15 protein-coding genes and 1 pseudogene are annotated in these 24,052 nt (G+C 41.3%); 9 read left to right on the forward strand and 7 right to left on the reverse strand.

Going from position 1 to position 24,052, the window contains the following annotated elements:
• From CWB80_RS15390 to CWB80_RS15415, 5 genes and pseudogenes are all read left to right on the forward strand, one after another.
• Positions 1 to 103, forward strand: a pseudogene (locus tag CWB80_RS15390) (EF-Tu C-terminal domain-related protein); the annotation flags it as partial.
• 413 nt (positions 104 to 516) lie between these two features.
• The gene (locus tag CWB80_RS15395; RefSeq protein WP_138600947.1) at positions 517 to 4,506 is read left to right on the forward strand and encodes a hybrid sensor histidine kinase/response regulator transcription factor; all 3,990 of its coding nucleotides are present in this window, start codon (positions 517 to 519) and stop codon (positions 4,504 to 4,506) included.
• Positions 4,507 to 4,796: 290 nt separating this feature from the next.
• The gene (locus CWB80_RS15400) at positions 4,797 to 8,294 is read left to right on the forward strand and encodes a PKD domain-containing protein (protein ID WP_138600949.1); all 3,498 of its coding nucleotides are present in this window, start codon (positions 4,797 to 4,799) and stop codon (positions 8,292 to 8,294) included.
• A 427-nt stretch (positions 8,295 to 8,721) separates the two neighbouring features.
• Positions 8,722 to 9,336 carry a trimeric intracellular cation channel family protein gene (locus CWB80_RS15410; protein WP_138600951.1) on the forward strand — a complete coding sequence of 205 codons (615 nt, stop codon included), beginning with the start codon at positions 8,722 to 8,724 and terminating at the stop codon, positions 9,334 to 9,336.
• A 39-nt stretch (positions 9,337 to 9,375) separates the two neighbouring features.
• On the forward strand, positions 9,376 to 10,887 hold the full coding sequence (locus CWB80_RS15415; protein ID WP_138600953.1) for a YifB family Mg chelatase-like AAA ATPase: 1,512 nt from the start codon (positions 9,376 to 9,378) through the stop codon (positions 10,885 to 10,887).
• Positions 10,888 to 10,894: 7 nt separating this feature from the next.
• On the opposite strand, the gene CWB80_RS15420 is transcribed toward CWB80_RS15415, so the two are convergent.
• Positions 10,895 to 11,599, reverse strand: coding sequence for a response regulator transcription factor (locus CWB80_RS15420; RefSeq protein ID WP_054563933.1), 705 nt, complete (start codon positions 11,597 to 11,599; stop codon positions 10,895 to 10,897).
• Positions 11,600 to 11,764: 165 nt separating this feature from the next.
• A complete protein-coding gene (locus tag CWB80_RS15425) occupies positions 11,765 to 14,260 on the reverse strand; it encodes an alpha/beta hydrolase family protein (protein ID WP_138600955.1) in 2,496 nt (831 codons plus the stop codon).
• Between the two features lie 144 nt (positions 14,261 to 14,404).
• Between CWB80_RS15425 and CWB80_RS15430 the strand changes: the two genes are divergently transcribed.
• A complete protein-coding gene (locus CWB80_RS15430) occupies positions 14,405 to 15,469 on the forward strand; it encodes a hemolysin family protein (protein WP_138600957.1) in 1,065 nt (354 codons plus the stop codon).
• On the opposite strand, the gene CWB80_RS15435 is transcribed toward CWB80_RS15430, so the two are convergent.
• Positions 15,466 to 16,686 carry an EAL domain-containing response regulator gene (locus CWB80_RS15435; RefSeq protein ID WP_138600959.1) on the reverse strand — a complete coding sequence of 407 codons (1,221 nt, stop codon included), beginning with the start codon at positions 16,684 to 16,686 and terminating at the stop codon, positions 15,466 to 15,468. The two genes, CWB80_RS15430 and CWB80_RS15435, sit on opposite strands and share 4 nt — an antisense overlap.
• Before the next feature lie 173 nt (positions 16,687 to 16,859).
• Between CWB80_RS15435 and CWB80_RS15440 the strand changes: the two genes are divergently transcribed.
• A complete protein-coding gene (locus CWB80_RS15440) occupies positions 16,860 to 17,876 on the forward strand; it encodes a metalloprotease (protein WP_138600961.1) in 1,017 nt (338 codons plus the stop codon).
• Between the two features lie 50 nt (positions 17,877 to 17,926).
• On the opposite strand, the gene CWB80_RS15445 is transcribed toward CWB80_RS15440, so the two are convergent.
• Together CWB80_RS15445 and CWB80_RS15450 are read right to left on the reverse strand one after the other, a co-directional pair.
• A complete protein-coding gene (locus CWB80_RS15445; protein WP_054554501.1) occupies positions 17,927 to 19,240 on the reverse strand; it encodes a short-chain fatty acid transporter in 1,314 nt (437 codons plus the stop codon).
• A gap of 115 nt (positions 19,241 to 19,355) precedes the next feature.
• The gene (locus CWB80_RS15450; protein WP_054554500.1) at positions 19,356 to 20,309 is read right to left on the reverse strand and encodes a chemotaxis protein CheV; all 954 of its coding nucleotides are present in this window, start codon (positions 20,307 to 20,309) and stop codon (positions 19,356 to 19,358) included.
• Between the two features lie 145 nt (positions 20,310 to 20,454).
• Here CWB80_RS15450 and CWB80_RS15455 point away from each other — a divergent pair, with 145 nt between their 5' ends.
• Together CWB80_RS15455 and CWB80_RS15460 are read left to right on the forward strand one after the other, a co-directional pair.
• A complete protein-coding gene (locus tag CWB80_RS15455; RefSeq protein WP_138600963.1) occupies positions 20,455 to 21,519 on the forward strand; it encodes a potassium channel family protein in 1,065 nt (354 codons plus the stop codon).
• 43 nt (positions 21,520 to 21,562) lie between these two features.
• Complete coding sequence (locus CWB80_RS15460; RefSeq protein ID WP_054554498.1) at positions 21,563 to 21,775, forward strand: hypothetical protein; 213 nt, start codon at positions 21,563 to 21,565, stop codon at positions 21,773 to 21,775.
• 30 nt (positions 21,776 to 21,805) lie between these two features.
• Here the strand turns inward: CWB80_RS15460 and CWB80_RS15465 are convergent, their stop codons facing one another.
• Together CWB80_RS15465 and CWB80_RS15470 are read right to left on the reverse strand one after the other, a co-directional pair.
• Positions 21,806 to 22,690, reverse strand: coding sequence for a hypothetical protein (locus CWB80_RS15465; protein ID WP_138600965.1), 885 nt, complete (start codon positions 22,688 to 22,690; stop codon positions 21,806 to 21,808).
• Positions 22,691 to 22,819: 129 nt separating this feature from the next.
• On the reverse strand, positions 22,820 to 24,013 hold the full coding sequence (locus tag CWB80_RS15470) for a dipeptidase (protein WP_138600967.1): 1,194 nt from the start codon (positions 24,011 to 24,013) through the stop codon (positions 22,820 to 22,822).
• Positions 24,014 to 24,052 lie beyond the last annotated feature (39 nt).

Raw genomic sequence — 24,052 nt, forward strand, 5'->3', positions numbered from 1 at the left:
AGAACTAATCTGCACAATCGCTATGGACTAAGGTTTACGCTTCGCTATCCGTGAAGGTGGCCGTACAGTTGGGGCTGGTGTTGTTGCAACTATCGTTGAGTAATATCAACAGATAGAGCTTCACAGCTTATAAAAAGGTCGCCTAGGCGGCCTTTTTTAATGCCTGTAGAAAAACTATCAGCTATCAGCTGTCAGATTAGAACGATGGAGTTGTTTAGTGTGGTATCTCACTCAGCATTCTGCCTGTTCATTCTTCGGGTAGGTTGGTTTGATCGCAGCGAAACCCAACACAATCCATGTAAACCTTTTCTTTGGTAAAGCCAAACCACATTAAAGCACTCCCAAGGTTATGCTTGACCTAGAAGCTAGAACTTTTACCCTCGCTAACTCGCATCTAAATCCAACCCCTTGATATCTATCTTGGTCATTCATCCCTAAATTGGGAAATGATTATGAATGTTAGCTGAACTGAACTACGCTTGATTAATAACTAATAATAAATGTGTAGATTTAGGGATGATCCGTTTTTTAATAGCGCTGTTAGCACTTCTGTTCTTACCTTCAGCTTGGTCTGCATTTCATAATTACGATATTGAGGATGGATTATCGCAAAGTGTTGTGTTCGATATTGTGCAAGATCAGCAAGGTTTTATGTGGTTTTCGACGCAGGCAGGTTTAAACCGTTATGATGGCAATAAGTTTACCGTATTCACAGCCTCTGATGAGACAAATAGCCTAGCAAATAACTATATCTATCCATTGGCACTTGATAGCGAATCACAGCTGTTTATAGGTACGCGAAATAGTGGTGTAAACCAACTTGCATTACATAATTATCAATTTTCTGAGCCACTCTTAAAAGAGCGTCGCATCACCAGTTTATTGGTAGCGCAACAGCATGTTTATATTGGTACTTACGACGGCAGCCTGTTTCGATACGATAAGCGAACACAGCAACTTGAAAGGTTAATAACAGACTTAAAAAAGCCTATTTATGCGCTATCAAAAATTGCCGACATCCTTTGGATTGGTACCCATGGAGCAGGGTTACTTCATTATGATCTTATTAATAAACAACAAATTAATACTATTTTTTCTGGCTTTGCTGAGCCAGTAGATATTCATGCCAGTATCTTTGCTATCAAACAGGCAGCTGATGGCAGTATTTGGTTGGCAAGTCAGGGTGGTGGCTTATACAAGATTGAGTTAAGCACTAAAACAATGACGCAGTGGCTTACCTCTAATGATGGCGGTGTTGGGCTTAGCAGTAATGAAATTCGTGATATTGAGTTTGATAGCCAAGGCCAAGTTTGGCTGGCAACGCGAGGTGGCGGGATTAATGTTTACGATCCAATTAATGCAAGCTTCACCGTTTTAGCACATGACCCATTTGATAAATATAGTCTTGCTCATAACCGGGTTTATAGTATCTACCGAGACAGTAGCGACATTATGTGGTTCGGTACTGCAAATGGGATCAGTAAGCTCGACCCAGCATCATTGCAATTTAGTAAGTTAAAAAAGCCAGCGCCACTTTCAAGTAACGATGCGTGGGCGCTATTTGAAGACTCAAAGCAACGTATTTGGTATGGCAGCTGGGGTGGCGGTATCGATATTCTTGATCAGCAATTAAATCGTTTAGAGCGCATAACCACCGAAAGTTCACCGTATTCAATTAGTAGCAATGCAATTAAAGCCATTGCCGAAGATCGTAATGGCGATATATGGATTGGCAGCTGGCAGCAAGGGATTGATGTTTTGCATACCGATGGCAGCATCAGTCACTTTCGAGCAGGTGAAGGCGAGCATGGCTTAACTGAGAACAGTACATATGCTCTTTTAGTCGATGAGAAAAATAATGTCTGGGTTGGCACGAATGGTGGAGGGCTGTTTTGTTTTGATAGGCAGCGCAGCAAATTTATTAGTTTTGCACAGCCTGTAGCGAATACACAACTTATAATTCCAACGGCACGGGTGACGAGTTTATATAAAAGCTCGCAAGCAGATCTGTGGATAGGCACAGATGGTGATGGGGCTTATCATTACAACGCTGCAACCGATACTCTCACTAATTATCGCAAAGGCGACTTGGCTTTATCTGATAATACAGTGCGTGCGTTTTTAGAAATTGACCAGCAAATGTGGCTCGCAACGTCGAACGGCTTAAATATTATTGATTTGAGCAACCAGCACGTGCATCAATTTAATGTCAATCAAGGCCTCCCTAATCAAGTCGTTTATGCGTTGTTAAAAGATAACGACGATTGGGTTTGGCTTAGTACCAACAATGGCCTCGCTAAAATAGACCCAGCAACCATGAGCATTAAAAATTATAAAGCTCGACATGGCTTACAAGGTAATGAATTTAATGCCGGTGCTTATTTAAAAGCCCGTGATGGCCGCTTGATGTTTGGTGGCACACAGGGGGTGAGTGTCATTAATCCTGCTGACCTTGAAGTTAATACTATTGGCGGGCAATTGGCACTTACTAGTTTGCAATTTGATGATGAGGATGTGGTAAACGAAGGAGTCAGTCGTTTAGGCAGTTTATACCAAATAGAAAAAAGCCGTTCAGTGACTATTCCTGCGGGCATCAAACGGGTTCACTTTCAGATTAGTTACCTACACTACTCTGAGCCACAGACTAACCTGTACTCTTATCAGTTAGCGGGCTTTGAACAGCAATGGCGTAAAGCTACAGGGCCTTTTTTATCTGTTGATTATACTAACCTTCCTGCTGGTAAATATCAGTTGAAAGTTAATGCTAGTAGTGAAAGCGGGGCAAATGTGCTCACTCCATTACTGTTAAACATAACCGTTCTTGCTCCTTGGTGGCAAACTAGTGAGTTTTATCTGTTAGCGGCTATGCTGATTTTGGCGATGGTCTGGCTATTCACAGTGCTTTGGACTCGCCGGATACGCAAACAAAAATATTATCTGGAGCAAATTGTTAGTGAGCGTACCGACGAAATCGCAGAGCAAAAAACGCTCATCGAACATCAAGCTGAAGCTCTGAGTGATTCACTCGAAAATAAAGTACGCTTCTTCACGCATGCATCTCATGAATTACGTACTCCTTTGAGTTTGTTGATTGCGCCGTTGCAAAAGCTAATAGCTGATGAGCGAATTACTGAAAAGCGTGAGCAGCTGAATTTGGTATTGCGAAATAGCCGGCGTTTAGAAAATTTGGTTGATAAGCTATTAACGCTGACTCGTTATGATGAGCGCCATGAAGAGATTATAAAAGTTGTGTCACTATCGGCAATTGCCAGAGAGGTCGCAGGGCAGTTTGCTGTGTTAGGTGAAAAGCCTATCGACTTTAAGGTCGATATTGAAGAAGCCGTATTTATCGAAAGCACCCGAGAAGGGGTGATCACGATTCTTACCAACCTTTTAAGCAATGCATTTAAATATACTCAGCAAGGTCAAGTCGGCTTAACCGTAAGCGTATCAGGTGAGCTTGCCAACATAGAAGTAACAGACACAGGTAAAGGTATTGCAGACGCTGAAAAAGGCAAAGTATTTGATACTTTCTACAGAGTGAGTAGTCATGCAAATGTAGAAGGTAGTGGCGTTGGCCTAGCCATCGTTAAGCGTTTGGTTGATAAGTACAAAGGCACGCTTGTGCTGGCAAGTCGCTTAGGGGAAGGAACTAGTTTTAAACTTTCATTTCAAGCAACGCAATTTGCCGCTCAAGCTTCTGCTGCAAGAATCAGTTCAAAATCAAATGAAGTGCAGAATAAAGCCAGTGTATTAATTATTGAAGACAACGATGAGTTACGCCATTACCTTAAATCTGAGTTACAACACCGCTACCAAGTTTTATTAGCGCAAGATGGTCAAGTTGGATTGCAAATAGCTTTGAGCCAAGTGCCAGATTTAATCATCACTGATTTAATGATGCCTAAAGTTGATGGCTTTACTGTGTTAGATTCATTACATAACTCGCCCGTTACATGCCATATCCCAGTAATTATTTTGACCGCAAAGGGCGATTATGAAACTCGAGTGAGTAGTTTGCAGCAACACGCGCTAGATGTGATCACTAAACCATTCGATAGAGAAGAGCTATTTTTAAAAATTGAGAACTGGCTAGGCTGGGTAGCTCAATATGCACAACAATCGAAATCTGAAAAGTCGCCACATAAAGCTCAGCAAAAAACGGCCTTTTCACTCGATCCGAGAGACAAAAAGCTGCTTGAAAAGTTAGCTGAATATGTTGCTGAGCATTTTCATCAGCAGGGCTTTTCTATGCTTGAATGTGCGAAGCACTTAGCATTGAGTGAGCGTCAATTCCAAAGAAAGTTAAAAGTATTGTTAAATATCACACCAAGTGAATATCTTCGCGAATATAGATTGCAAAGAGCTGCTGAGTTGTTACAGCAGGGTCGCCAAGTAAGTCTAGTTATAGATGATGTTGGTTTTTCCTCACGTTCGTATTTTTCTAAGTTTTTCAAAGAAAAATATGGTGTGACGGCAAAAGAATATCAATGTCAAAAACTTTAACCTACTGTTTTTTAATTACATGTCGTATTTGAGTACATTTTTGTCGGCATTCAGTACACACAATTTGAATAACTCATCTACCATAAAACCTTAATGAAAAATGAACGGGAAAACATGCTTCGAAGTACTCAAATTGACGGGCAAACATAAAGTCTAATTTATGGTTAAAAGAGTGATCGAGCGCTGACCTTGTTCATATGTTTATTAAGATTTGCTTCCTTTGAGATTGGCAACTGCTCTGCAGTTGCCTCTTTTTAGTGAGCTATACCGCAATCAATGTAAGGATTAACATGATGAGCCCTCCAAATTTCAGGTCTATGAATTTTATAAAACAATTACTTTTCGCAGCCAGTATTATTAGCTTAACAGCTTGTGGTGGGAATAATAGCAATAACGAAGATGATACCCCTCCTGTTGCTGAAGAGAATAAAAGTCCAACAGTATCAATTAACAGTGACACAGAGTTATTAGAGGGAGAGGAGCTAGTTTTACAGGCGACAGCGACTGATAGTGACGGAAGTATTAGTCAATATGCTTGGACACAAGTATCTGGTCCTACCCTTGATCTTTCTGGTAGCGATACAAGCACCTTAACAATTACAGCACCTGCAGTTGAAGAAGATGCAGATATTGTTCTTGCTTTGACTGTAACAGATGATGACGATGCAACTGCAAGTGCAGAAGTTAATATAGCTCTGAAGCGCAAGGCACTAAAAATAACATTTGAAGGCATTGTAACTGATGAGCCGATTGTTAATTCTAGTGTTGTAGTTCAAATTGGTGATGAACAGTTTGAAGTAACCGCGGATGCCCAGGGTCGTTTTAGCGTAGATATTGAAGTGGATGACTCTGATGCAAATGAATTAGTGAAGCTAGTCGCATATGGTAATAATTCAATCAATCCCGGTGTAGAGTTTGTCTCACAGCTAAAATCAATTTCAACTTTGCTGGCGCAAGCAGGAGCTGATGGAAAACTTAGTAAAGAGGATAATTTTGGCGTAAATGTAACTAATGTTACTACCGCAGAGTTTGCATTATTGACTCGTGATGGTGCTGATATCAACTCCGAAGAAGCACTCGATGATGCATTGTTAGCTGTTGATGCGGATGAGAAGTTACTTTTAGCATCATTAATTAAAATTATTGTTGATAACGAAAACTATGAACTTCCTGAAGGCGTCGAATCAACCTTAGACCTTGTATCAAATTCTGAGGATATTGATAACTTTGTTAATACCGTAGAAAGCCAAGAACCGGGTCTAATTGAATCGACAAAAGAAGAAATTAAAGAAGATGATGAACTTGTAGATCAGACCGTTACTAGTATTGTGGGTGAGTATATTTTAATGCAGCCGCAATACTATAGAGCATCAACTGCGCAGTTAGAGTTTAAGGCTGATGGAACTGGCTATGCTAGTTTGATTGATGTCGATACAAGCTTTAATTGGTCTCAGCAAGAGCAGGATATTACAATTAATTTAGCTGAGCCTGTACTTATAAACTGCTCATTTAGCAATGATGAAAATGATCAGCAGCAGGAGGTATGTGAGTATTTAGTTGAGTTAGATCTAATTATTCTCTTGGAAAATGATGCTAATAGAACTGTAGAGTTTTCTCGCAAAACTGAAACTCGTTTCAGTAACAGCGGTGAAGTGTATAACAGCTCTGAATCTAATTATAACGCCACCCTTATTGAACAACGACAAACACTTGCAGTGACAGCAGATGAGCTTATTGGTACTTGGGTTATTGATAATTTGAGCGAGTTTGGTGGGTATAGTAGTGCTGTAAGTATTGAGCTACTTTCTGGTGGAACTGGGACGCTCACTGATAACGATAAAACGCCTGTCAGTGTTACTTGGCAAGTCGATGAGAATCAACTGCTTATAAGTAATAGCGCAGAAAGTATCAATTATGACATCGCAATTTGGTTAGTTAAAAATGTACAAGTTGGTTATCAATTTGCTGCATCACTCGAAGCTAAAACAGATGATAGCTCGCGAACAGTTACTGGTTTAATGGTGAAAGATAACCAGCTTTCATTTACTGAAGCAGATCTACTTGGTAAATGGACTGTGTACCAAGGTTATAACTCACCACAAACAGACCTTCATTACGACGTTTATGACGATGGTTTAATGAATTTTAATTTGAATCAAAACTTTCGTTCTTGGCAAGTAAGTAGTGATGGAGAATTCTTACGTTATAACTATTTTACAAGTAATGGCATTCAGCCAATCTGCCCTGAAGATGATGTTTGCCAAGTATATAGTGAGTTTTCTCAACGTCTGCTAGCAACCAATAACGGGCAAAACTTTACTTACCGTAAGTATCGCTTTTTTAATTATGACGGAACCGAACGCCCAGAGGATTACTCATCACATCTTCGTAACTTCTCAGTTTCTAAGGAATATGGCGTATCTAAATTTGCTCCCTACTGGTTAGAAGAAAACGCTAGCTATGATGAAAATGGTTATCCGATAAACGTTGGTTTTATTGAGCTTTATTCGCCAAGGGAACGTGGTGTTGAAACTATTAAAGTTGAGACAATCTATAACGATGAATTAGATGAATATAAACGTAGAATTAGCTTTTCATATCTTGGAGTTTTAACTGAATATGACTACAGCTTAGCCTCCGGCAAATTGATGTTTAATACATCGCAAGCAGAGGTTAGTGACTTTGATAGGTATTTCTTAACGGTTTGTGTTTATGCGCAGTCAGCGAGTTGTACTGAAGGTGATAAGCAAGCTTGGTTCTTTGATAAAGCGATGGCGGAAGCGCAGGTTGATATTGATCGCCCTGCAACAGAGCACCCGTTAGATGGCGCCTGGCAACTTGCCGATGAACCTGATGTTGCAGTGGTTTTACGTGATGGGAAGTGGATTCAGATTCAAGCAATGGCAGATGAAGGCGTTGATGATGCTCATCCGGGATTTGAGTTAGGCGATTTTACTTGGAATGAGAGTACAGGTGAGTTTGCTGTTGAACTAAGCGAAGATACCAATGGAAGTTTTGGGATTGACGATGCTGGCAGCATTATAGCGTCTGTCTCTGCAGATACACTTACTCTTGAAATTGAAGGGGAAGGTGATGTTGTACTAACACGTATTTATAGTCTGGGAAATCCACTAGTAGGTGCTTATTTCGATGGGTCGCTTGATGGTGACTTCTTTATGGGCATATTTAAAGAAGACGGTACTTTCTTAGAGCTTGCTCATGACACTGAAAATGATGAGCTGGGTATATCTGGAGGTTACTATAATTATGATATTGAGAATCAAAAAGTGTTTGTCGATTTCTATGAAAAAACATACGGTAGCCCAATAGAAGAAGCTGACCCGCACTTTATTGTCAAAGCACAAGGCAACTTTTTACAATTTAAAGATGGCGATGACTTCGGTGTAATGCAAAGAATTACGCGAGTTATTGAGCAAGATTCTTTTACCGAAGTCGACTTAATTGGTACACATATTTTCACCTATATGGCCGAGAGTGGTGGTGTTGAAACATCAAATATTGTCATTGCTGAAGATGGCAGCGCTTCATTCGAATTAGATGGTGAAGTTCGTAGTGCGTCTTGGGAGCTGCATTTAGGATCTTTAATGATGTTTAGTGAGGCTACCGAGAGTCAGAATTATGGTTATGGCGTGTTAATGACTCCTATCACAACCGTTGATGGAGGATTTAGCGTTGAAACTTTAGGTTTTGAAGTACCAGAAAGCTATAACGACGATGATGACCCTGCATTACATATATTTTTGTCAGGCAGCTTAATTAAGCAGTAATTTATACCCAAACCACCTCAAGATGCAGAATTCAGCGTTTCACAGGTGCTTAAAATCAAGGCGTTACTTTGCAAGAATGGCAGTCCCTTTTAAGAAGTAACAACGATGAGAGTAAGTGCCTGCGAAGCGCCCAAAGGGTTGGTTTAAAAGCGATTTATACTGCGTTATTGATTTTAACAATAGAACCACTATTACTTGCAATCAATGCCTTGCCTAAATCACTTTTAATTCCAACTGAAACTCGCACCTTGAAATGGTTTGGGTATATAAAGCCCAGCACAGTATGAAGTACTGGGCTGTTTTTTTAGGATTGATAGTCGTAGTAAATCAAAATACACACCAGCTAATCTACTTAGATCTAATCTTCGCTTAAAAGATTGAAAAGTTTATGTTACAACGGCACTAACATTACTTTTTAGTTACAAACATGACTGAACTTTACCATTGGTTTGATTTAATCGGCGTAGCCGTGTTTGCTGTTTCTGGAACGCTATTAGCGTACGACAAAAAAATGGATGGCTTTGGGGTTGTTGTGTTAGCCACAGTCACTGCTATTGGCGGTGGAACTGTGCGCGACGTTATTTTAGATGTGCCCGTATTTTGGTTACATGATCAAAGCTACTTCTGGGCTATATTACTTTCTGTATTTGTTACCACTCGTTTAATCAATAAACAGCGTTCGATTTCACTTAATGCATTGCAAGTGGCAGATGCTTTTGGTTTAGCATTTTTTGCGGTGATGGGGGCGCAAAAAGCCATGCTTGCCGGTATGCCTGATACCACGGCGATTATTATGGGTGTGATCACAGGGTGTTTTGGTGGCGTTATCCGTGATGTGTTGGCTGGAAATATGCCGATGCTGTTAAAAGGTGAGCTCTATGCTATTACTTGCATCGCAGGTGGGATTGTTTACACATTAAGTATCTCACTGGGTTTAGTGACCGAAATGGCCATGGTGTTGGCTATGCTTATGACCTTATCACTGCGTTTAGCTGCAATGAAATGGCACCTTACATTACACGTTTTTAAATATCCCGACTAAGATTAGTATTAAGAATGAATGATAGGGACATCATGGATCGTGTCTTTAGCTAGAATATTTTCTCGTGCACAAGTAGGTGTGCAAGCTCCTGAAGTGATTGTAGAAGTACACTTAGGAAATGGCTTGCCAGCTTTTCATATCGTTGGCTTGCCTGAAGCGTCAGTCAAAGAATCAAAAGATAGAGTGCGTAGCGCACTCGAAAACTCACAGTTTGGCTTTCCTGACCAACGAATAACCGTCAACCTTGCGCCTGCTGATTTACCTAAAGAGGGTGGCCGTTTTGACTTGGCTATTGCAGTGGGTATCTTGGTCGCCTCTGGGCAAATAAACTGCCCCGATATTCATCGTTATGAGTTCTACGGAGAACTGGCTTTAAATGGTGAGGTAAGAGGGGTGAATGCTATTTTGCCTTCGGTGTTAGGAGCGAAAGAGCAGGGTCGCTGTTGTTTCTTACCCGCCGAAAACGATAATCTTGCAAGCCTTGTTTCGGGCGTTTCTCGAAAGGCCGTTTACTCTTTACAAGATGTTTGGAATGACTTATTAAACCAGCAACCCCTGCCACTTAATATTTGTTATCCAGAGCAACAGCCGCAGCGTGACTCGCTACTCGATTTAAGTGATGTGAAAGGTCAACCTGGGGCTAAACGAGTGCTCGAAATTGCTGCGGCTGGTGGTCATAATTTACTATTTCTTGGCCCTCCAGGTACTGGCAAGTCAATGCTTGCTCAGCGTATGCCTACGATTATGCCAACCATGTCAGATGATGAAGCAATAAGCACTGCCGCATTATATTCGATAATTGGTCAGTCGGTTGATTTATCTAATTGGCGTGAACGCCCCTTCAGAAATCCACATCATACTTGCTCTGCTGTTGCCCTTGTTGGTGGTTCCTCAAATCCTAAACCGGGTGAAATCTCTCTCGCTCATAATGGCGTTCTGTTTTTAGATGAGTTACCCGAATTTGAAAGAAAAGTGCTCGACTCATTGCGTGAACCAATGGAAACAGGTGTGGTGACCATATCGCGTGCGGCACGACAAATGGAGTTCCCGTCACTGTTTCAGTTAATTGCTGCGTTAAACCCTAGCCCAACGGGAAGTCATACCGATAAGCGTGCAACGCCAGATCAAGTATTGCGGTATTTATCTCGGGTATCTGGGCCATTTATCGATAGGATTGATTTACAAATTGAGCTGCCGCGACTCACCAGTAGTCAATTGCAGAGCACGCAAGTAGAAGAAAGCAGTGAACAAGTAAGAGCCAGAGTCGAAAGAGCTTATGCAATTCAACTCAACCGACAAGGCAAAGTGAATGCGCGCTTGAATAATAAAGAAATGAGCATTCATTGTGAGTTGGCAGCTGCTGAGCTGCAGTTTTTAGCAAAAGCCAGCGAAAAACTGGCGTTATCACCACGCTCATATCATCGTGTTATTAAAGTGGCGCGTACCATTAGCGACTTGAAAGCACAGCCAGCAATTACTTTAAACGAATTAAAAGAGGCGTTGAATTATCGTGCGTTTGAACGGCTAATAAGTCAATTAACGCAGTTTTAGTGAGCTTTTAAATTGATAGCATGTAGCCTTTACCGCGAACGGTTACGATACGCTTTTGGTCTTTTTCATCGCTGAGTTTTTTACGTAAGCGGCCAATAAGTACATCAACGGTACGATCGCTTGGGCTCCAGTCAGGCTGACCAATTTCTTCGGAAATTTTTTCACGTGATGTCGCTTTACCCGCATTTGCAATAAGGCAAATAAGTACCTTGTGTTCTGCTTCAGTAAGTCGAGACTCTTCACCATTAGGGGTGACTAATGTGCGGTTATCAGGGTGCAGTTTAAAGTCGGCATATTCAATAAACTCTTCGCTCTCATCATCTTGCTGAGAGCCTTTTATGCGTTTAAACAGGGCGCGCATTCTTAGTTCAAGTTCAAGTAAATCAACTGGTTTGCAAATGTAGTCATCCGCACCTTGTGCAAGACCTGCAATACGGTCAGCTTGCGAGTCACGACTAGACAGCACAATAACGCCAATGTCTGTTAGTGCATTAAGCTCTTTGGCAAGCAAAAGCCCATCGCGTTTTGGTAACACAATGTCGATAACGGCTAAAGAAATTGCTTCTTTTGATGACGCACGCGATTGCACAATGCTTAATGCATCGGCCCCCGTTGAATCTACCTCAATATTAAACTCAGTTTCTTTAAAATGATTAAGAATGCGCTTAACGAGTAGTTCGTCGTCTTCAACCAATAAAACTTGAATAGTCATTCGCTTTAATTTCACACTTGATTTGTTGTAATGTTAGCACTGTATGGCAAAGGCTGAGAAGAGTCATGATAAGGTTTATAACTATTTCTTACAATTTAATGGCTTAGCGATAGTTGCAAAGGATGAAAGCTGAGCACTCGCACAGTGCTCAGCCAAGTGATTAAACTACTTTTCAGGATAAAGGTGTTGCCACCATTGTGGCTGATCTTTTAAGTTTTTATCGAAATAAGCCAACATGGTATTCCACCAGTCGAAGCGTTTATCACGAGCAAAAATTTGGTGATCTGCACCTTTGTACTCAATCAGGTCAACATCTTTACCTAATAATTTTAATGCCGTGTACATATTGTGGCTTTCACCAACCGGTACGTTGGTATCTGAATCACCATGAAGGAGTAATAACGGCGTTGTTACTTTGTCAGCATGAAAAACCGGGCTGTGTTGGCTGTAAAGTGTAGGATTGTTCCACGGATAGCTATTTTTAGATGCTTCAGCTGAGTATAAGTAACCCCACCAGCCTTGGCCCCAATACGAGGTGATGTTTGAAATTCCAGCATGAGCAATCGATGCACTGAACATATCTGTTTTAGTTGCGAGTAGCATGGTCATAAAGCCGCCGTAAGAGGCCCCTAAATTACCCACACGTTTACTATCTACAAAGTTATATTTATCTAAAAAGGCTTTAGTACCGTCGATGATATCGTTGGCGGTGTATTCACCCCATGCGTTGACGTGTTTAGCCGAGAACTCTTGGCCAAAGCCTGTTGCGCCCGTAGGTTGTACAACGTAAACAACATAGCCATGCTCAGCCCATAGGTTAAATGGGTAGCGACCGGTAAAACCACGGGTTACTGGCGATGTACCACCATAATAATAAACCAGTGCAGGGTATTGTTTATTGCTATCTAAATCATGGGGTAAATAAACGCGGCCCTTAATTTCAATGCCATCTTTATTAGTAAAGTTAAACTCTTCCAGTGAGGCTACTTGCGTATTTTCATAGCCAATTGGTTTAGAATCCCAGACTACTTTAGCGCGGCTCTTACCTAAGCTGAGTTGTTTTAACTGCTGAGGTGTTGACGCTGTGGTGCCGGTAACCAAAATACGTGGGGTACGCTCGTTTGAGTAGCTAAATTGCTCCACAACATCAAAGCCCGTATTCACTTTATTAAAACGCTTTTTGCTCAAGTCGAATTGATAAAGTTGTACGGTATCTTGCTCGGTAACTTTAATAAGCGCATCACCGTTTTCAAGCACATTTAACTGGCCGATAGCTGGGTTAAAAGCCTTACTCAGAGCGCTGGCTTTTTTACCGTCACGGCTTAGCAAATAAAGTTGACCGTCATAGTTATTCGCAAGCATCCCTTCAGGAAGATTACGACCTAAGCCATTATTAAAATCTGGTCCGGCAGTGACATAAATTCCGTCGTCAGTATATTTGGCCTGATTAAATGTATTGTATTGACCAAGTACCGTAAGAGCCGATGTAGCTAGGTTTAGCTCAACAAGCTCTGTTGCTGGCTGTGGTGATAGCTGCATTGCTTGTGCTGAGCGGCTCATTAAGACGTGACCGCTTTTAGCGTCAAAATCTTCAAGTGAATGGCTAAGTGGGCCTTGGCTTAAGGTTTTGCTTAGACCTGTTGCGATATCGAGTAAATAGACTTGCGACGTGGTACGAGCATAAGACCAACGATCTTGCAGGCCTTGGTAATGTTTAGTGAGCCTGCCATTGTCTGTTGGAGACTTCGACCAACTAAAAATTAAGCTGTTGTTATCGAAAAACTGAAAGCCACTTGCACCCGCGAGGTTTTTAGCAATGACGCTAAGTTGCATGGTTTTTAGGTTTAAACGCTTAAGCTCGCCATTTAATAAATACACTAAGCTTTTGCTATCTGGGCTCCAAGTTATGTTACTCGGCTGGGCTGACTCAAAGCGATAAAGTGTATTGTTTTTTGCGTCTTTAAGCTCAGTAACATATTGCGCTTGATTAGCGGTTGCATCTTCGTAATGACGTTGGCTAGTTATGAAGTAATCGCCATTTGGTGCCATTGAAATATAACTAACCGTTGGCGCATCGAATAATTGCTTAGCCGACAAACCGTGTTGTTGTTTAGCACTAAATTGCACAGCATCTAGTTCTGACTTAGCCGTAAAATCAAGCTCAACCTCATTCCAGTTGGCTACTTGCTCAGTGATGATAATAAACTGATGATCGCCTTGGCTTAAAGCTAGCTCATAGCTTTTATTTTTTTCTGTTTGCTTTTCACCATCAATAAATAGCTGCGCGTTTTCAATGCCTTTAAGTGTTAATGAGCCTTGGCTAAAACGTTCAGTTGAGGCGGTAAATTTGAGTGCCTGTAAACCACCAAGTGTTAGCGCACTCACTTTATCGAATGATTGCCAGTCAAGTTCATTACCAAAAACACGCATGCTATCGCTGCTGTTTTGCAAGCTTGGTAATAGGTTAGCAATAATGGCATCGCGATGATCCGTTTGATATGGCTTAAGTTGCATATCTTCGCCAAGAGGGCCAATAAATTGCACCGCTGATTTATCAATGGCAGCGGCCATCGCAGTATTGCTTAACGCACATAACGCTAATGCACTAAATGTTGTTTTTAGCTTGGCTGATTGGCTTAGCCAAGTAGTTGAAAGTGTCATAGTTTCGCCTGTTGAAGGTAATTTAAACCAATATAGCACGCTGCAAATTAGCCAAAAAGTGCTCTGCGTTAGATTGCAGTCGGGTTTGAGCTTGTGGTTTTCAATTGCTATGGTGAGCAGGTTAACTTTTTAAGAGGGCTTACAGTGACATTGTTACTTGTTTATATGTTTGTTGCCATTACGGTTTCGTTTTTGTGCTCAGTGATGGAAGCGGTACTGTTAAGTATTACGCCAAGTTATGTTGCCATGCTCAGAAAGCAACAACCACAACTGGCAAAACGTGTTGGTAAGCTTAAAGACAATATAGACCAACCGCTGGCAGCAATACTTACGTTAAATACCATAGCGCACACGGCAGGCGCAGCTGGTGTTGGCGCACAAGCTGCAGTGGTGTTTTCAGATGCTGCGGTTGGTGTTGCCTCTGCAATTATGACGCTATTGGTTCTAGTGCTTTCTGAAATTATTCCGAAAACATTAGGGGCTAATTATTGGCGAGGATTAACACCCATTGTTAGTATGAGCCTGATTTGGTTAGTGTTTATTCTAAAACCCTTTGTGTGGTTTGCAGATATTCTAACGCGCTTTTTGGGGCGTAATTACGATGAAGCCTATTATATTCGCCAAGAAATTGAAGCCATGGCTGATATTGGTACTGAATCAGGAGCCCTTGGGCAAGATGAATCTGAAATCATACGCAGCCTGCTGCATTTTCGTCATGCCAAACTCGATACCTTAATGACACCACGTACGGTGCTTTTTAAAGTACATAAAGATTTAACTGTAAACCAATACTTGGCGGAGCATGGTTCTTCTTCGTTCTCTCGAGTGTTGGTTTATGACAAAAATGGTGATGATATTATTGGTTTTGTGCATAAAAATGACATTATGCTGGCTTATCATCGTCTAGGTGAAGACTATAAAATTAGCAAGCTCGTTAAGCCTATTTACACCGTACCAGAAACCTTACATGTGCCGACCTTACTTGAAACCTTACTGTCTGAGCGCACGCATATTTGTTTAGTCGTGGATGAATACGGTGATGTGCAAGGTATTGTCACCCTTGAAGATTTAATTGAAGCATTAATGGGGCTCGAGATTGTTGATGAGCATGATCAATCAGCTAATATGCAAAAAGTCGCCAAACAGCGTTGGCGACAACGTTTAGCATCGAGTAATACCATCGTCAGTGACGATAAGCGTCAACCTTAGCGGCGATGTCCTGCTGCGGTTTTTACCATTTGTCGCCATGAGAGTGACCAATTTAAAAAGTCTTCTTTGGCTTTCGGGCGGCACAGCAAAAAGCCCTGCATAAGAATAAACTCTTTGTAGCGGTCGAGGTATTCGAGTTCTTCCACTCGCTCAATGCCCTCGGCTACAATAGCGAGATCTTCTTGTATCGCTATATTCACTAAGCTACTAACAATCACTTGGGAAAACTGATCGGTTTCAATATTGCTAATCAGGGTGCGATCAATCTTAATTTCGGTAAACGGTAATGTTTTGAGTTGTTGAACATTAGTAAAGCCAGTACCAAAGTCATCGAGCGAAATACCAAAACCGCGCATTCGTAAACGGTTGAGTGTTTCGAGCTGTGCCGCACTTCTAAGTGCATACTGCTCAGTGATTTCGAGGATAATTTCACTTGGAGTTAAATTATTTAAGTGTAAGATTAACGCAAGTTTATCTGGGCAGCTTAAATCTTCTAGTTGCGAGGGTGATAAATTGAAAGCGAGCTTTAAGTTTTGATCAAAGTTTTCCTTTATTTCAATAAAATCGCTAGTGGCTTTTTCAAATAATTGAAAAGTAATAAGGTTTATTAAATCTAGGTCTTCAGCAATACAGATAAAGCGATCAGGTAAGATAATTTCATCTGCTTGGCTTGTGTTGATACGGGCAAGCACCTCAATACTTTCAACCCGGTTGTCATGACGATTAATTTTAGGCTGATAAAACGGGATCACTTCATTGTGGCTGATAGCATGCAGTAGTAATGATTCAGAAATAGGCGCCTGAGTTCGTTCAACATGAATAGCAAAGTGTTCCAACTTTTGAAGTAGTAAGTAAACTTGATTTAATTGTACTGGCTTAGAAACATTACCAATTAAGTGAGCGTTATGCTTGCGAGCTAAGTCAGCAGCTAGGTCTATAACCTTAGGGTCCATCTCAGAAATAATGGCAATTGCACCTTGGTATTTCATGGCGCCTAAATGGCGGATAAGTTCCATGCCATCCATGTCTGGCATATTGAGATCAGTAAAAACAGCATCAAAGTATTTCGGGGCTTTTTTTATTTTTTCTAGTGCTTCCTCAGCACTTAGGCTGGTGGTGATATGAGGGACTTCGAGCTCATTCAAAATAGCATGCATGACAATTAAAATTGCTTTCGAATCATCTACGACAAGAATGTGCCTATTTGACTTAACCATATTCATTCCTTGAATGAGAATACTATTATAAAAGTAGTAGAAAAATTGCATTAAGTCATGTTTATTGATTTCTTTTTGTATAATAAATACACAATCACTTAAGGGGTTGAAACTCGTAATTTTATCTGTGCGAAGTATAATAGCCGCACTTTTTATTCGTATTTATAAGAACTATGGTCAGACTTCAGTTGAGTCTCGCAGATGAAATCTTTATTTTGCATTTAAACGGCTCACAGTTAATTCAGCTTTTTCATCAACAACAAGCAATTGCCTTCGATAATCCAGAGCCAAAACTTTATGAGTTTGATTTTCAGGGGCAGCGTATTGGCCTTGATACCAGTAAAGTGCACGAAAAAAGCTTAGTGATTTTTGTTAATCAGCAGCAGGTAAGTCAACTTGCTTTACCTGAGTTGCAAGAAGCCGAACCAAAACGCGGCATTATTGGTTTGCTGGCATTAGGTTTTAAATTATTCAAAAGTGCAAAAGTCGTGAAAGCTGCGTTAGCGGGTGCCTCGGTGGCTGGCTACGCTTGGCTATTTTCCATTGAATTTGCCTTAATGTTAATCGCTTGCTTGGTTGTGCATGAATACGGTCATGTGCGCGCAATGAAATATTTTGGCATTAAAACGAAAGGTATTTACCTTATTCCTTTTGTCGGTGGTTTGGCTGTTTCTGATGATAAAATTACCACTCGATGGCAAGACGTGGTGATCTCACTCATGGGGCCCGCTTTTGGCTTAATTACCTCAGTGCTAGGAGTGGTGCTTTACTACGCCACTGAAATGGAAATATTCGCCGGTGTGGCGGTACTCAGTGCACTGTTAAACCTATTTAACTTGTTACCTATTCTGCCCTTGGATGGTGGCCATGTACTTAAAAGCATTAGTTTTTCGATGCGTTCATGGATAGGCCTAAGTGTATGTTTATTAGGTGTGTTATTTGGCTTGTGGCTGAGTTACACCTTTGGCTTGATGCTACTGGTGTTTTTCTTATTTGTAGGGGCACTTGAGATTATCTTTGAGTGGCGCGGACGTCACTACTCACACCTCATTCCTCTTGATACTTACGGGCAGGGTTTTTCAGCAGTAATGTACGCACTGGTTGTTGCAGGTCACGTTGCGGTGATGATGCACTTTGCCGACTCAGAAAGCCCAATCCTAAGCTTACCAATGAAGATCTTAGCAAGTTAACTCGTATTGCCAGATATTAGGAAGTGTCTTTATCACTTCCTAATTTGGTGTTAAGGATAAAAACTCAGCATTAACGATATAAATACGCCGGTGATGATCAGCTGCACAAGACAAAAGCCCATGATGTCTTTTGCTTTTAAGCCGGCAATAGCAAGTACGGGGAGTGCCCAGAACGGCTGAATAAGGTTAGTCCAAGCATCGCCCCATGCGACAGCCATAGCAACCCGTGGCATATCCGCGCCAAGTGTTTGTGCTGCAGGAATGACAATCGGCGCTTGCACCGCCCATTGGCCGCCGCCTGACGGCACAAAGATATTCACAAACCCTGCACTTAAAAAACTCCAAAAAGGCAGCGTTTCGGCTGTTGCAATGGCAATAAATCCTTCAGAAATTTGTTGAGCAAGTCCCGTTTTTACCATAATCGCCATGATCCCGGCATAAAATGGAAATTGAATCACAATGCCAGCGCCACTAGGGATTGCTTGCTGTAAGCTGCTAAGTAAATTATGTGGTGTTTGATGCAGTAAAATTGCGCTAAATAAGAAAATTGCGATCACGCTATTTAAGTTTAAGCCGCCTCCGTTTAACACAAAATAATAAAATAAATAGGCAAGACCAACGGCACCTACTCCCATACCAAGCAAACGACTATGTTCTATGACTTCAGCAGGGCGGGTGGGTGTTGCTATTTGCTGCGTTTCATCATCAAGCTTTGCGGGGTCAACATAAACACTGTCTTTTTCGCTTGGCAGCATATAGCGATTTACCAACGGCATGATAATAAACAAGCCCACAACAATAGCGATATTAAATGCCGAAAAAATTGTGTTTTCGGTACCTATCACCCCAATGCTTTGCTGTGCAAAGTGGCCATCGGTTGCGATGGTCAGCGGCACTGAACCGGCTAAGCCACCATGCCAAACAATAAAACCTGAATAGGCACTGGCTACTAACAAACGGTAATCAACGCGGGTTTGTTTCGCAATTGCTTTGGCGAACAAAGCGCCAATAACTAAACCGAAGCCCCAATTTAGCCAGCTAGCCAATAATGACACGAGCGTAACGAGTATAATCGCTTTGGCAGAGCTGTTGGCGAAAGTCGCAAGCTTGTTGAGTATGCTGCGCATCACCGGGGTACTCGCTAGCATGTAGCCCGTTAGCAGCACCAGCAACATTTGCATGGCGAATTGTAGCAGGTTCCAAAAACCACCACCCCAAGCCGCGAGCACTTGCGTGGGCGTTGATGGCGTAAAGAGGCTCGCAACGATAAAGCTCAGCAAAGTGAGTAATATAACAAATACAAATGGGTCGGGTAGATAACGCTCTACTAGATTAGTGAATGGTTTAGCAACGCGATTTAGCATGGTTTTTATTGTTGTCGTCGAATCGATAGTGCCAATAAATCATGAATAACGATGATTGGCAAATTGCGACGTCGTTGCTTGAGCTTATGCCTTCAAAAACAAATGCTAAAATTAATTACTGTGAATCTTGCTCAAGCACCGCTTTTAAGCGAGCCTGAACTTCTTCGACTAGCAGTATTGGCTGGAACTTTGATAAAAACGCATTACAACCAACCTTCTCAACTAAAGCTTGATTAAAGCTACCACTCAAAGATGTGTTAAGCACGATATATAGGTTTTTCATGCGGCTGTCGTTACGAATTTCGTGTGTTAAGCGGTAGCCATCCATTGCCGGCATTTCTGCATCGGTGATCACCATGAGTAATTCTTTCTCAACATCTTTGCCTTGATCAGCCCAGCCTTTTAACATTTCGAGTGCTTCAAGTCCGTTACGAGCAGGTATGATTTCGATGCCAAGTTGCGACAAGGTATCGCTTACTTGTTTACGAGCAGTTGGCGAATCATCGGCATGAAGAATTTTGCGGCCTGCAAATTCATTCACGATACTTTTATCAAGAATGTCATTAGATATTTGTACTTCATACTCAACGATTTCGGCGAGCACTTTTTCTACATCGATAATTTCAACTAGATGTTCTTGGCCATCGCGTTTTACTTTAGTTAAGGCTGTTAGGTAGTGATTTTTACCAATTGCGGTTGGCGGTGGCATGATATCTGACCATGTCATATTAATGATCTGATCCACTTTACCTATTAAAAAACCTTGCACAGTGCGGTTGTATTCAGTGATAACTAGGTTTGTATCTTCGATGTTTTTAGCTTCAGGCATATTAATCGCCTTGCGTAAGTCAATAACCGGAATTGATTCACCGCGTATATTGACTACCCCCGATACCTTTGGGTGCGCATGAGGGATCTTGCTAATTGGTGGCAGCTTTACTACTTCTTTGACTTTAAACACATTTAGAGCAAATAAGTGACGGCTGTGAAGGTAAAATAACAAAAGCTCTAAGCGGTTTTCACCGACCAGTTGCGTACGCTTATCAACAGAAGCAAGAACACCTGACATATTTCACCCTAAACACCTAATACAGAGATAGTATAGTCTACTATTATTTTTCATCGACATGTATGTTCAATTTAGCGCCTGTTGCTAAATATCCTGCATTACAGTACCGTATCGATAATTTCCCCCACGATAAATTGCAAGGATCATGCACTATTTTTTTAATCGAATAGTAGTTCTTATTCGCAGCCATATTGATCAAGTAAGTTGGCAGGCTGTGGTGCTTACCACGCTTTTGCATATGCTACTAATTTGGTGGCTGCTTATGCTTGCAGGAGAGCAAGCTCTTACACCTCTTGGCACTTATTTTTATTATTATGTAGTAACTACGTCAACAGTTGGCTATGGCGACTTTAGTGCGAGCACTGAGCTTGGCCGTTGGATTGTCGCATTACTGCAAATACCTTTTGGTTTAGCATTATTTGGCGTTCTGTTAGGAAAAACAGGGCAAACAGTAACTTATTTAATTAGGCGCGCTATGACGGGTGATAAAAGCTTCGCACATATAAACAATCACATTATTATCTTTGGTTGGCATGATACACGTACTAAGAAGATGGTCGATTATATCTTGGCCGATCATAAACGTTTAGATCGTCGTATTTTATTGGCTGTTACGGAGCAAATGGAGCATCCATTTTTAGCAAACCCGATGGTTGATTTTGCACGCTTAACTAGCTTTACTGACCTAGATGAGTTGAACCGAATTGCGATTGGCCGAGCCGATAAAATTATTATTGATGGCCAAGATGATGACCAAACGTTTACAACGGCATTACGTATTAGCAAGTTGGTAAATGAACAGTGCCACATTAGTGCGCACTTTACTGATGAAACTAAAATCGAAATGCTACATGAGCATTGCCACAATGTAGAATGTAGCAGTGCTAAATCAGCCGAGATATTAGTGCGTTCAATGCAAGACCCGGGTTCAAGTCGCGTGCAAGAAGAGTTACTATCGACATTGCACGGTGATACTCAATTTAGTTTACCAATTCCAAAAGGCGTGCAAGCAATGGAATTTGGCAAACTGTTTCATCACTTTAAATATAGTCACGATGCTATATTACTGGGTGTCGCACATAATTTGAGTGCAAAAAATATGGACTTAAACCCGCCGCTTGATTACGTGGTGAGTGAGGGAGATATTTTGCATTATATCGCTGCTGAACGAGTTTTGAGCGACGAAGTTGATTGGTCAGCGTTGGTATAGTACCAATCCGCAATAATACTTTTAATTAAGTGAATTGGTATATATGAATGAAGTTGTGTTTTTAATTATCGTACTCAGTGCCTACATTTTACCTGTGGTCATTGTGCTCAATAGTAAACGCACGCAAGGCCACGAAAAGAATGCTTGGTTAATCGGTATCATCTTCTTTTCGTGGTTAGCTTTAGTAATGTACTTAACAATTATCCCTAAACACGGGCGAGTCAAAAAGCACCGTAAAGTAAAACCCAAGAGCTAGAGCTTTTTACTAGTGGTAACTTACGGTTTTTTATTTTCCCAGCGCTTTATCTAGTTCTTCTCTTAAGCGTGGGCCTTTTAGATTTTCAGCCATGATTTCGGCAACTTTTGTATTGCTACTATTTTCAAGAGTGGTAATTCGTTCTGCTAAATCACTGGCATAACTATTGTTGCCGTCTCTTGTGGCACGGAAAAATTGGCCGATGAGGGCTGTGGCAGAAATATTGCGAACATAATCATTATCGTCTGTTTGTAACAGCTTTTGAAAATGCTCAGCGAGCTTAGGCGAGACGTTATTTTGGCGAGATAAATTCTCTAAAGTACTGACACGAATCTTAGGATCATTAGTGTATTCGCTAATGCTTATCATGGCATCGATAACAGCATTTTCTTGGTTTTCATCTAAGTCGCGTCTGAGCATGCTTAAGGTCATTTTTAGTTGCCCGTAGGCTGCTAAGCGCTCATTTTCGGACTTACTCAAATTGAGTAAGGTAGCAAGAGCTTCATTTATTGAGCTGTCTGCATATTGTGGGTCTGCTTTGATACGTTCGCGGTAGTCATCAGGTAAATTTCCTAGCCAACCCATTGCTGGGTTCCTTTTTTCTATCTCAGCTCGTCGCTCACTTTCTTGCTGTGCCATTGCTTGTTTTACCAATGAGGTCAGTCGCTCTTGGTCAAGAGTGTGGGTTTGATTTTCAAGCTCGTGAATGCGAGTTTCGAGATCTAAAATATAGCCATGTAAGGCAACTAGGTTTTCTCTGTCTTGCTCTGGAATGGTTAACTCTTTTAAGTTAGGTTTTGCCTGCTGTATAACTACAGGCTTGTCAGTCGAGTTTACTTTTGTATAGCTATAAATTGATAAGCCCAGTGCAATGCTTGCAAATGCCAGCGCAGTACTCCCTTGCCAAGTCGACATATCACATCATCCAAGTTGCTTTGTAATATCAGCAGATTAAAACAAGCCATTTGTATTATCAATTACTTATGATGATAAAAACAAAAAGCGCAGCTAGTTAGCTGCGCTTTTAAATAGAGTTTATGTCGATTAATGGGCTTTTGCGTATGCTTCAGCTTGTTGCCATACACGGAGCATATTGCCACTTAAAATCTTTTTGATGTCTTTATCGCTATACCCACGGTCCATTAGACCTTGCACTAGGTTAGGATAGCTAGATACATCTTTTAAGCCAGTAGGTAGAGAGTCGCCGACACCATCGTAATCTGAGCCAATGCCCACATAATCGATGCCAATAAGCTCAACGACATGATCGATGTGATCAAGTACTTGTTCTAAGCTTGCAAATGGAAACGGGTTTTTAGCCCGATAAGCAGCATCAAAATCTTTGCTTAGCTTAGTACCGTCTTTTTTCTTTTCAGCCTTTGCTGATTTAAGCTGATCGTACCAAGAGCCAGCCTTTGCCGTAACAAAGCTTGAACCGAAGTTAATTTGAATAACACCACCGTTCTTTTTGAGTGCTAACAGCATGTCGTCATTCATATTACGCTCAAAGCCAGGGGTGTATTTACGCAGTGACGAGTGTGAAGCAATCACGGGTACTTTCGAAATTTCCATCACTTGGTAAAACGCATCATCAGAAATATGCGATACATCAACCAGCATACCAATGTTGTTCATTTCTTTTACCAGCTCTTTACCGAATGGGCTCAGGCCTTTCCACTTACGACGAATATCATAAGATGAATCAGAAATGTGGTTACTCTGCGAGTGAGCGAGCGTAATGTAACGTACGCCACGCTCATAAAAATGCTTAAGGTTTTTAATGTCGCCTTCGATAGGTGAGCCGTTTTCCATACCCATAGCAATCGACATTTTGCCTTGTTTAAACTGCTCTATAATATCGGCAGTCGAGTCTGCAATGGCGAACTTATCTGGCGCGCGTTGTACAATCGCTTCCATAGAATCGATTAGCTGATTTGCTAATTGGTAGCTTTTACCTTTGCCTTCAAATTCTAGGTTTGCAGGAATGTAAATTGACATGAAAGGAGCGTTCAAACCACCTTGCACAGCACGCGGATAATCAAAATCACCGTCGCTTGTAGCTTTGGTTACGTCAGCCCACTTGTTATGAATACGGTAAGGCACATCGATATGGGTATCGATTAAAATAGTGTCTTTTGCCAGTTTAATGGCTTTATCTGATGCAGTAACCGGATCTGCATTTGCTTGACCAATTAAGGCCAAAGAAACAGCGGCAACCAGTGAGCTTAGTTTTTTCATTTTTTAATGGCTCTTTAAGTTAAAAAGCCATTGTGAAGG

The sequence above is a fragment of the Pseudoalteromonas sp. S1650 genome (assembly GCF_005887195.1).
GTDB lineage: Bacteria > Pseudomonadota > Gammaproteobacteria > Enterobacterales > Alteromonadaceae > Pseudoalteromonas > Pseudoalteromonas simplex.

Coding starts and splice junctions, on each gene's coding strand:
- CWB80_RS15395 (WP_138600947.1), top strand. CDS start 517: ATGATCCGTTTTTTAATAGCGCTGTTAGCACTTCTGTTCTTACCTTCA.
- CWB80_RS15400 (WP_138600949.1), top strand. CDS start 4,797: ATGATGAGCCCTCCAAATTTCAGGTCTATGAATTTTATAAAACAATTA.
- CWB80_RS15410 (WP_138600951.1), top strand. CDS start 8,722: ATGACTGAACTTTACCATTGGTTTGATTTAATCGGCGTAGCCGTGTTT.
- CWB80_RS15420 (WP_054563933.1), bottom strand. CDS start 11,599: ATGACTATTCAAGTTTTATTGGTTGAAGACGACGAACTACTCGTTAAG.
- CWB80_RS15425 (WP_138600955.1), bottom strand. CDS start 14,260: ATGACACTTTCAACTACTTGGCTAAGCCAATCAGCCAAGCTAAAAACA.
- CWB80_RS15435 (WP_138600959.1), bottom strand. CDS start 16,686: ATGGTTAAGTCAAATAGGCACATTCTTGTCGTAGATGATTCGAAAGCA.
- CWB80_RS15440 (WP_138600961.1), top strand. CDS start 16,860: ATGGTCAGACTTCAGTTGAGTCTCGCAGATGAAATCTTTATTTTGCAT.
- CWB80_RS15445 (WP_054554501.1), bottom strand. CDS start 19,240: ATGCTAAATCGCGTTGCTAAACCATTCACTAATCTAGTAGAGCGTTAT.
- CWB80_RS15450 (WP_054554500.1), bottom strand. CDS start 20,309: ATGTCAGGTGTTCTTGCTTCTGTTGATAAGCGTACGCAACTGGTCGGT.
- CWB80_RS15455 (WP_138600963.1), top strand. CDS start 20,455: ATGCACTATTTTTTTAATCGAATAGTAGTTCTTATTCGCAGCCATATT.
- CWB80_RS15460 (WP_054554498.1), top strand. CDS start 21,563: ATGAATGAAGTTGTGTTTTTAATTATCGTACTCAGTGCCTACATTTTA.
- CWB80_RS15465 (WP_138600965.1), bottom strand. CDS start 22,690: ATGTCGACTTGGCAAGGGAGTACTGCGCTGGCATTTGCAAGCATTGCA.
- CWB80_RS15470 (WP_138600967.1), bottom strand. CDS start 24,013: ATGAAAAAACTAAGCTCACTGGTTGCCGCTGTTTCTTTGGCCTTAATT.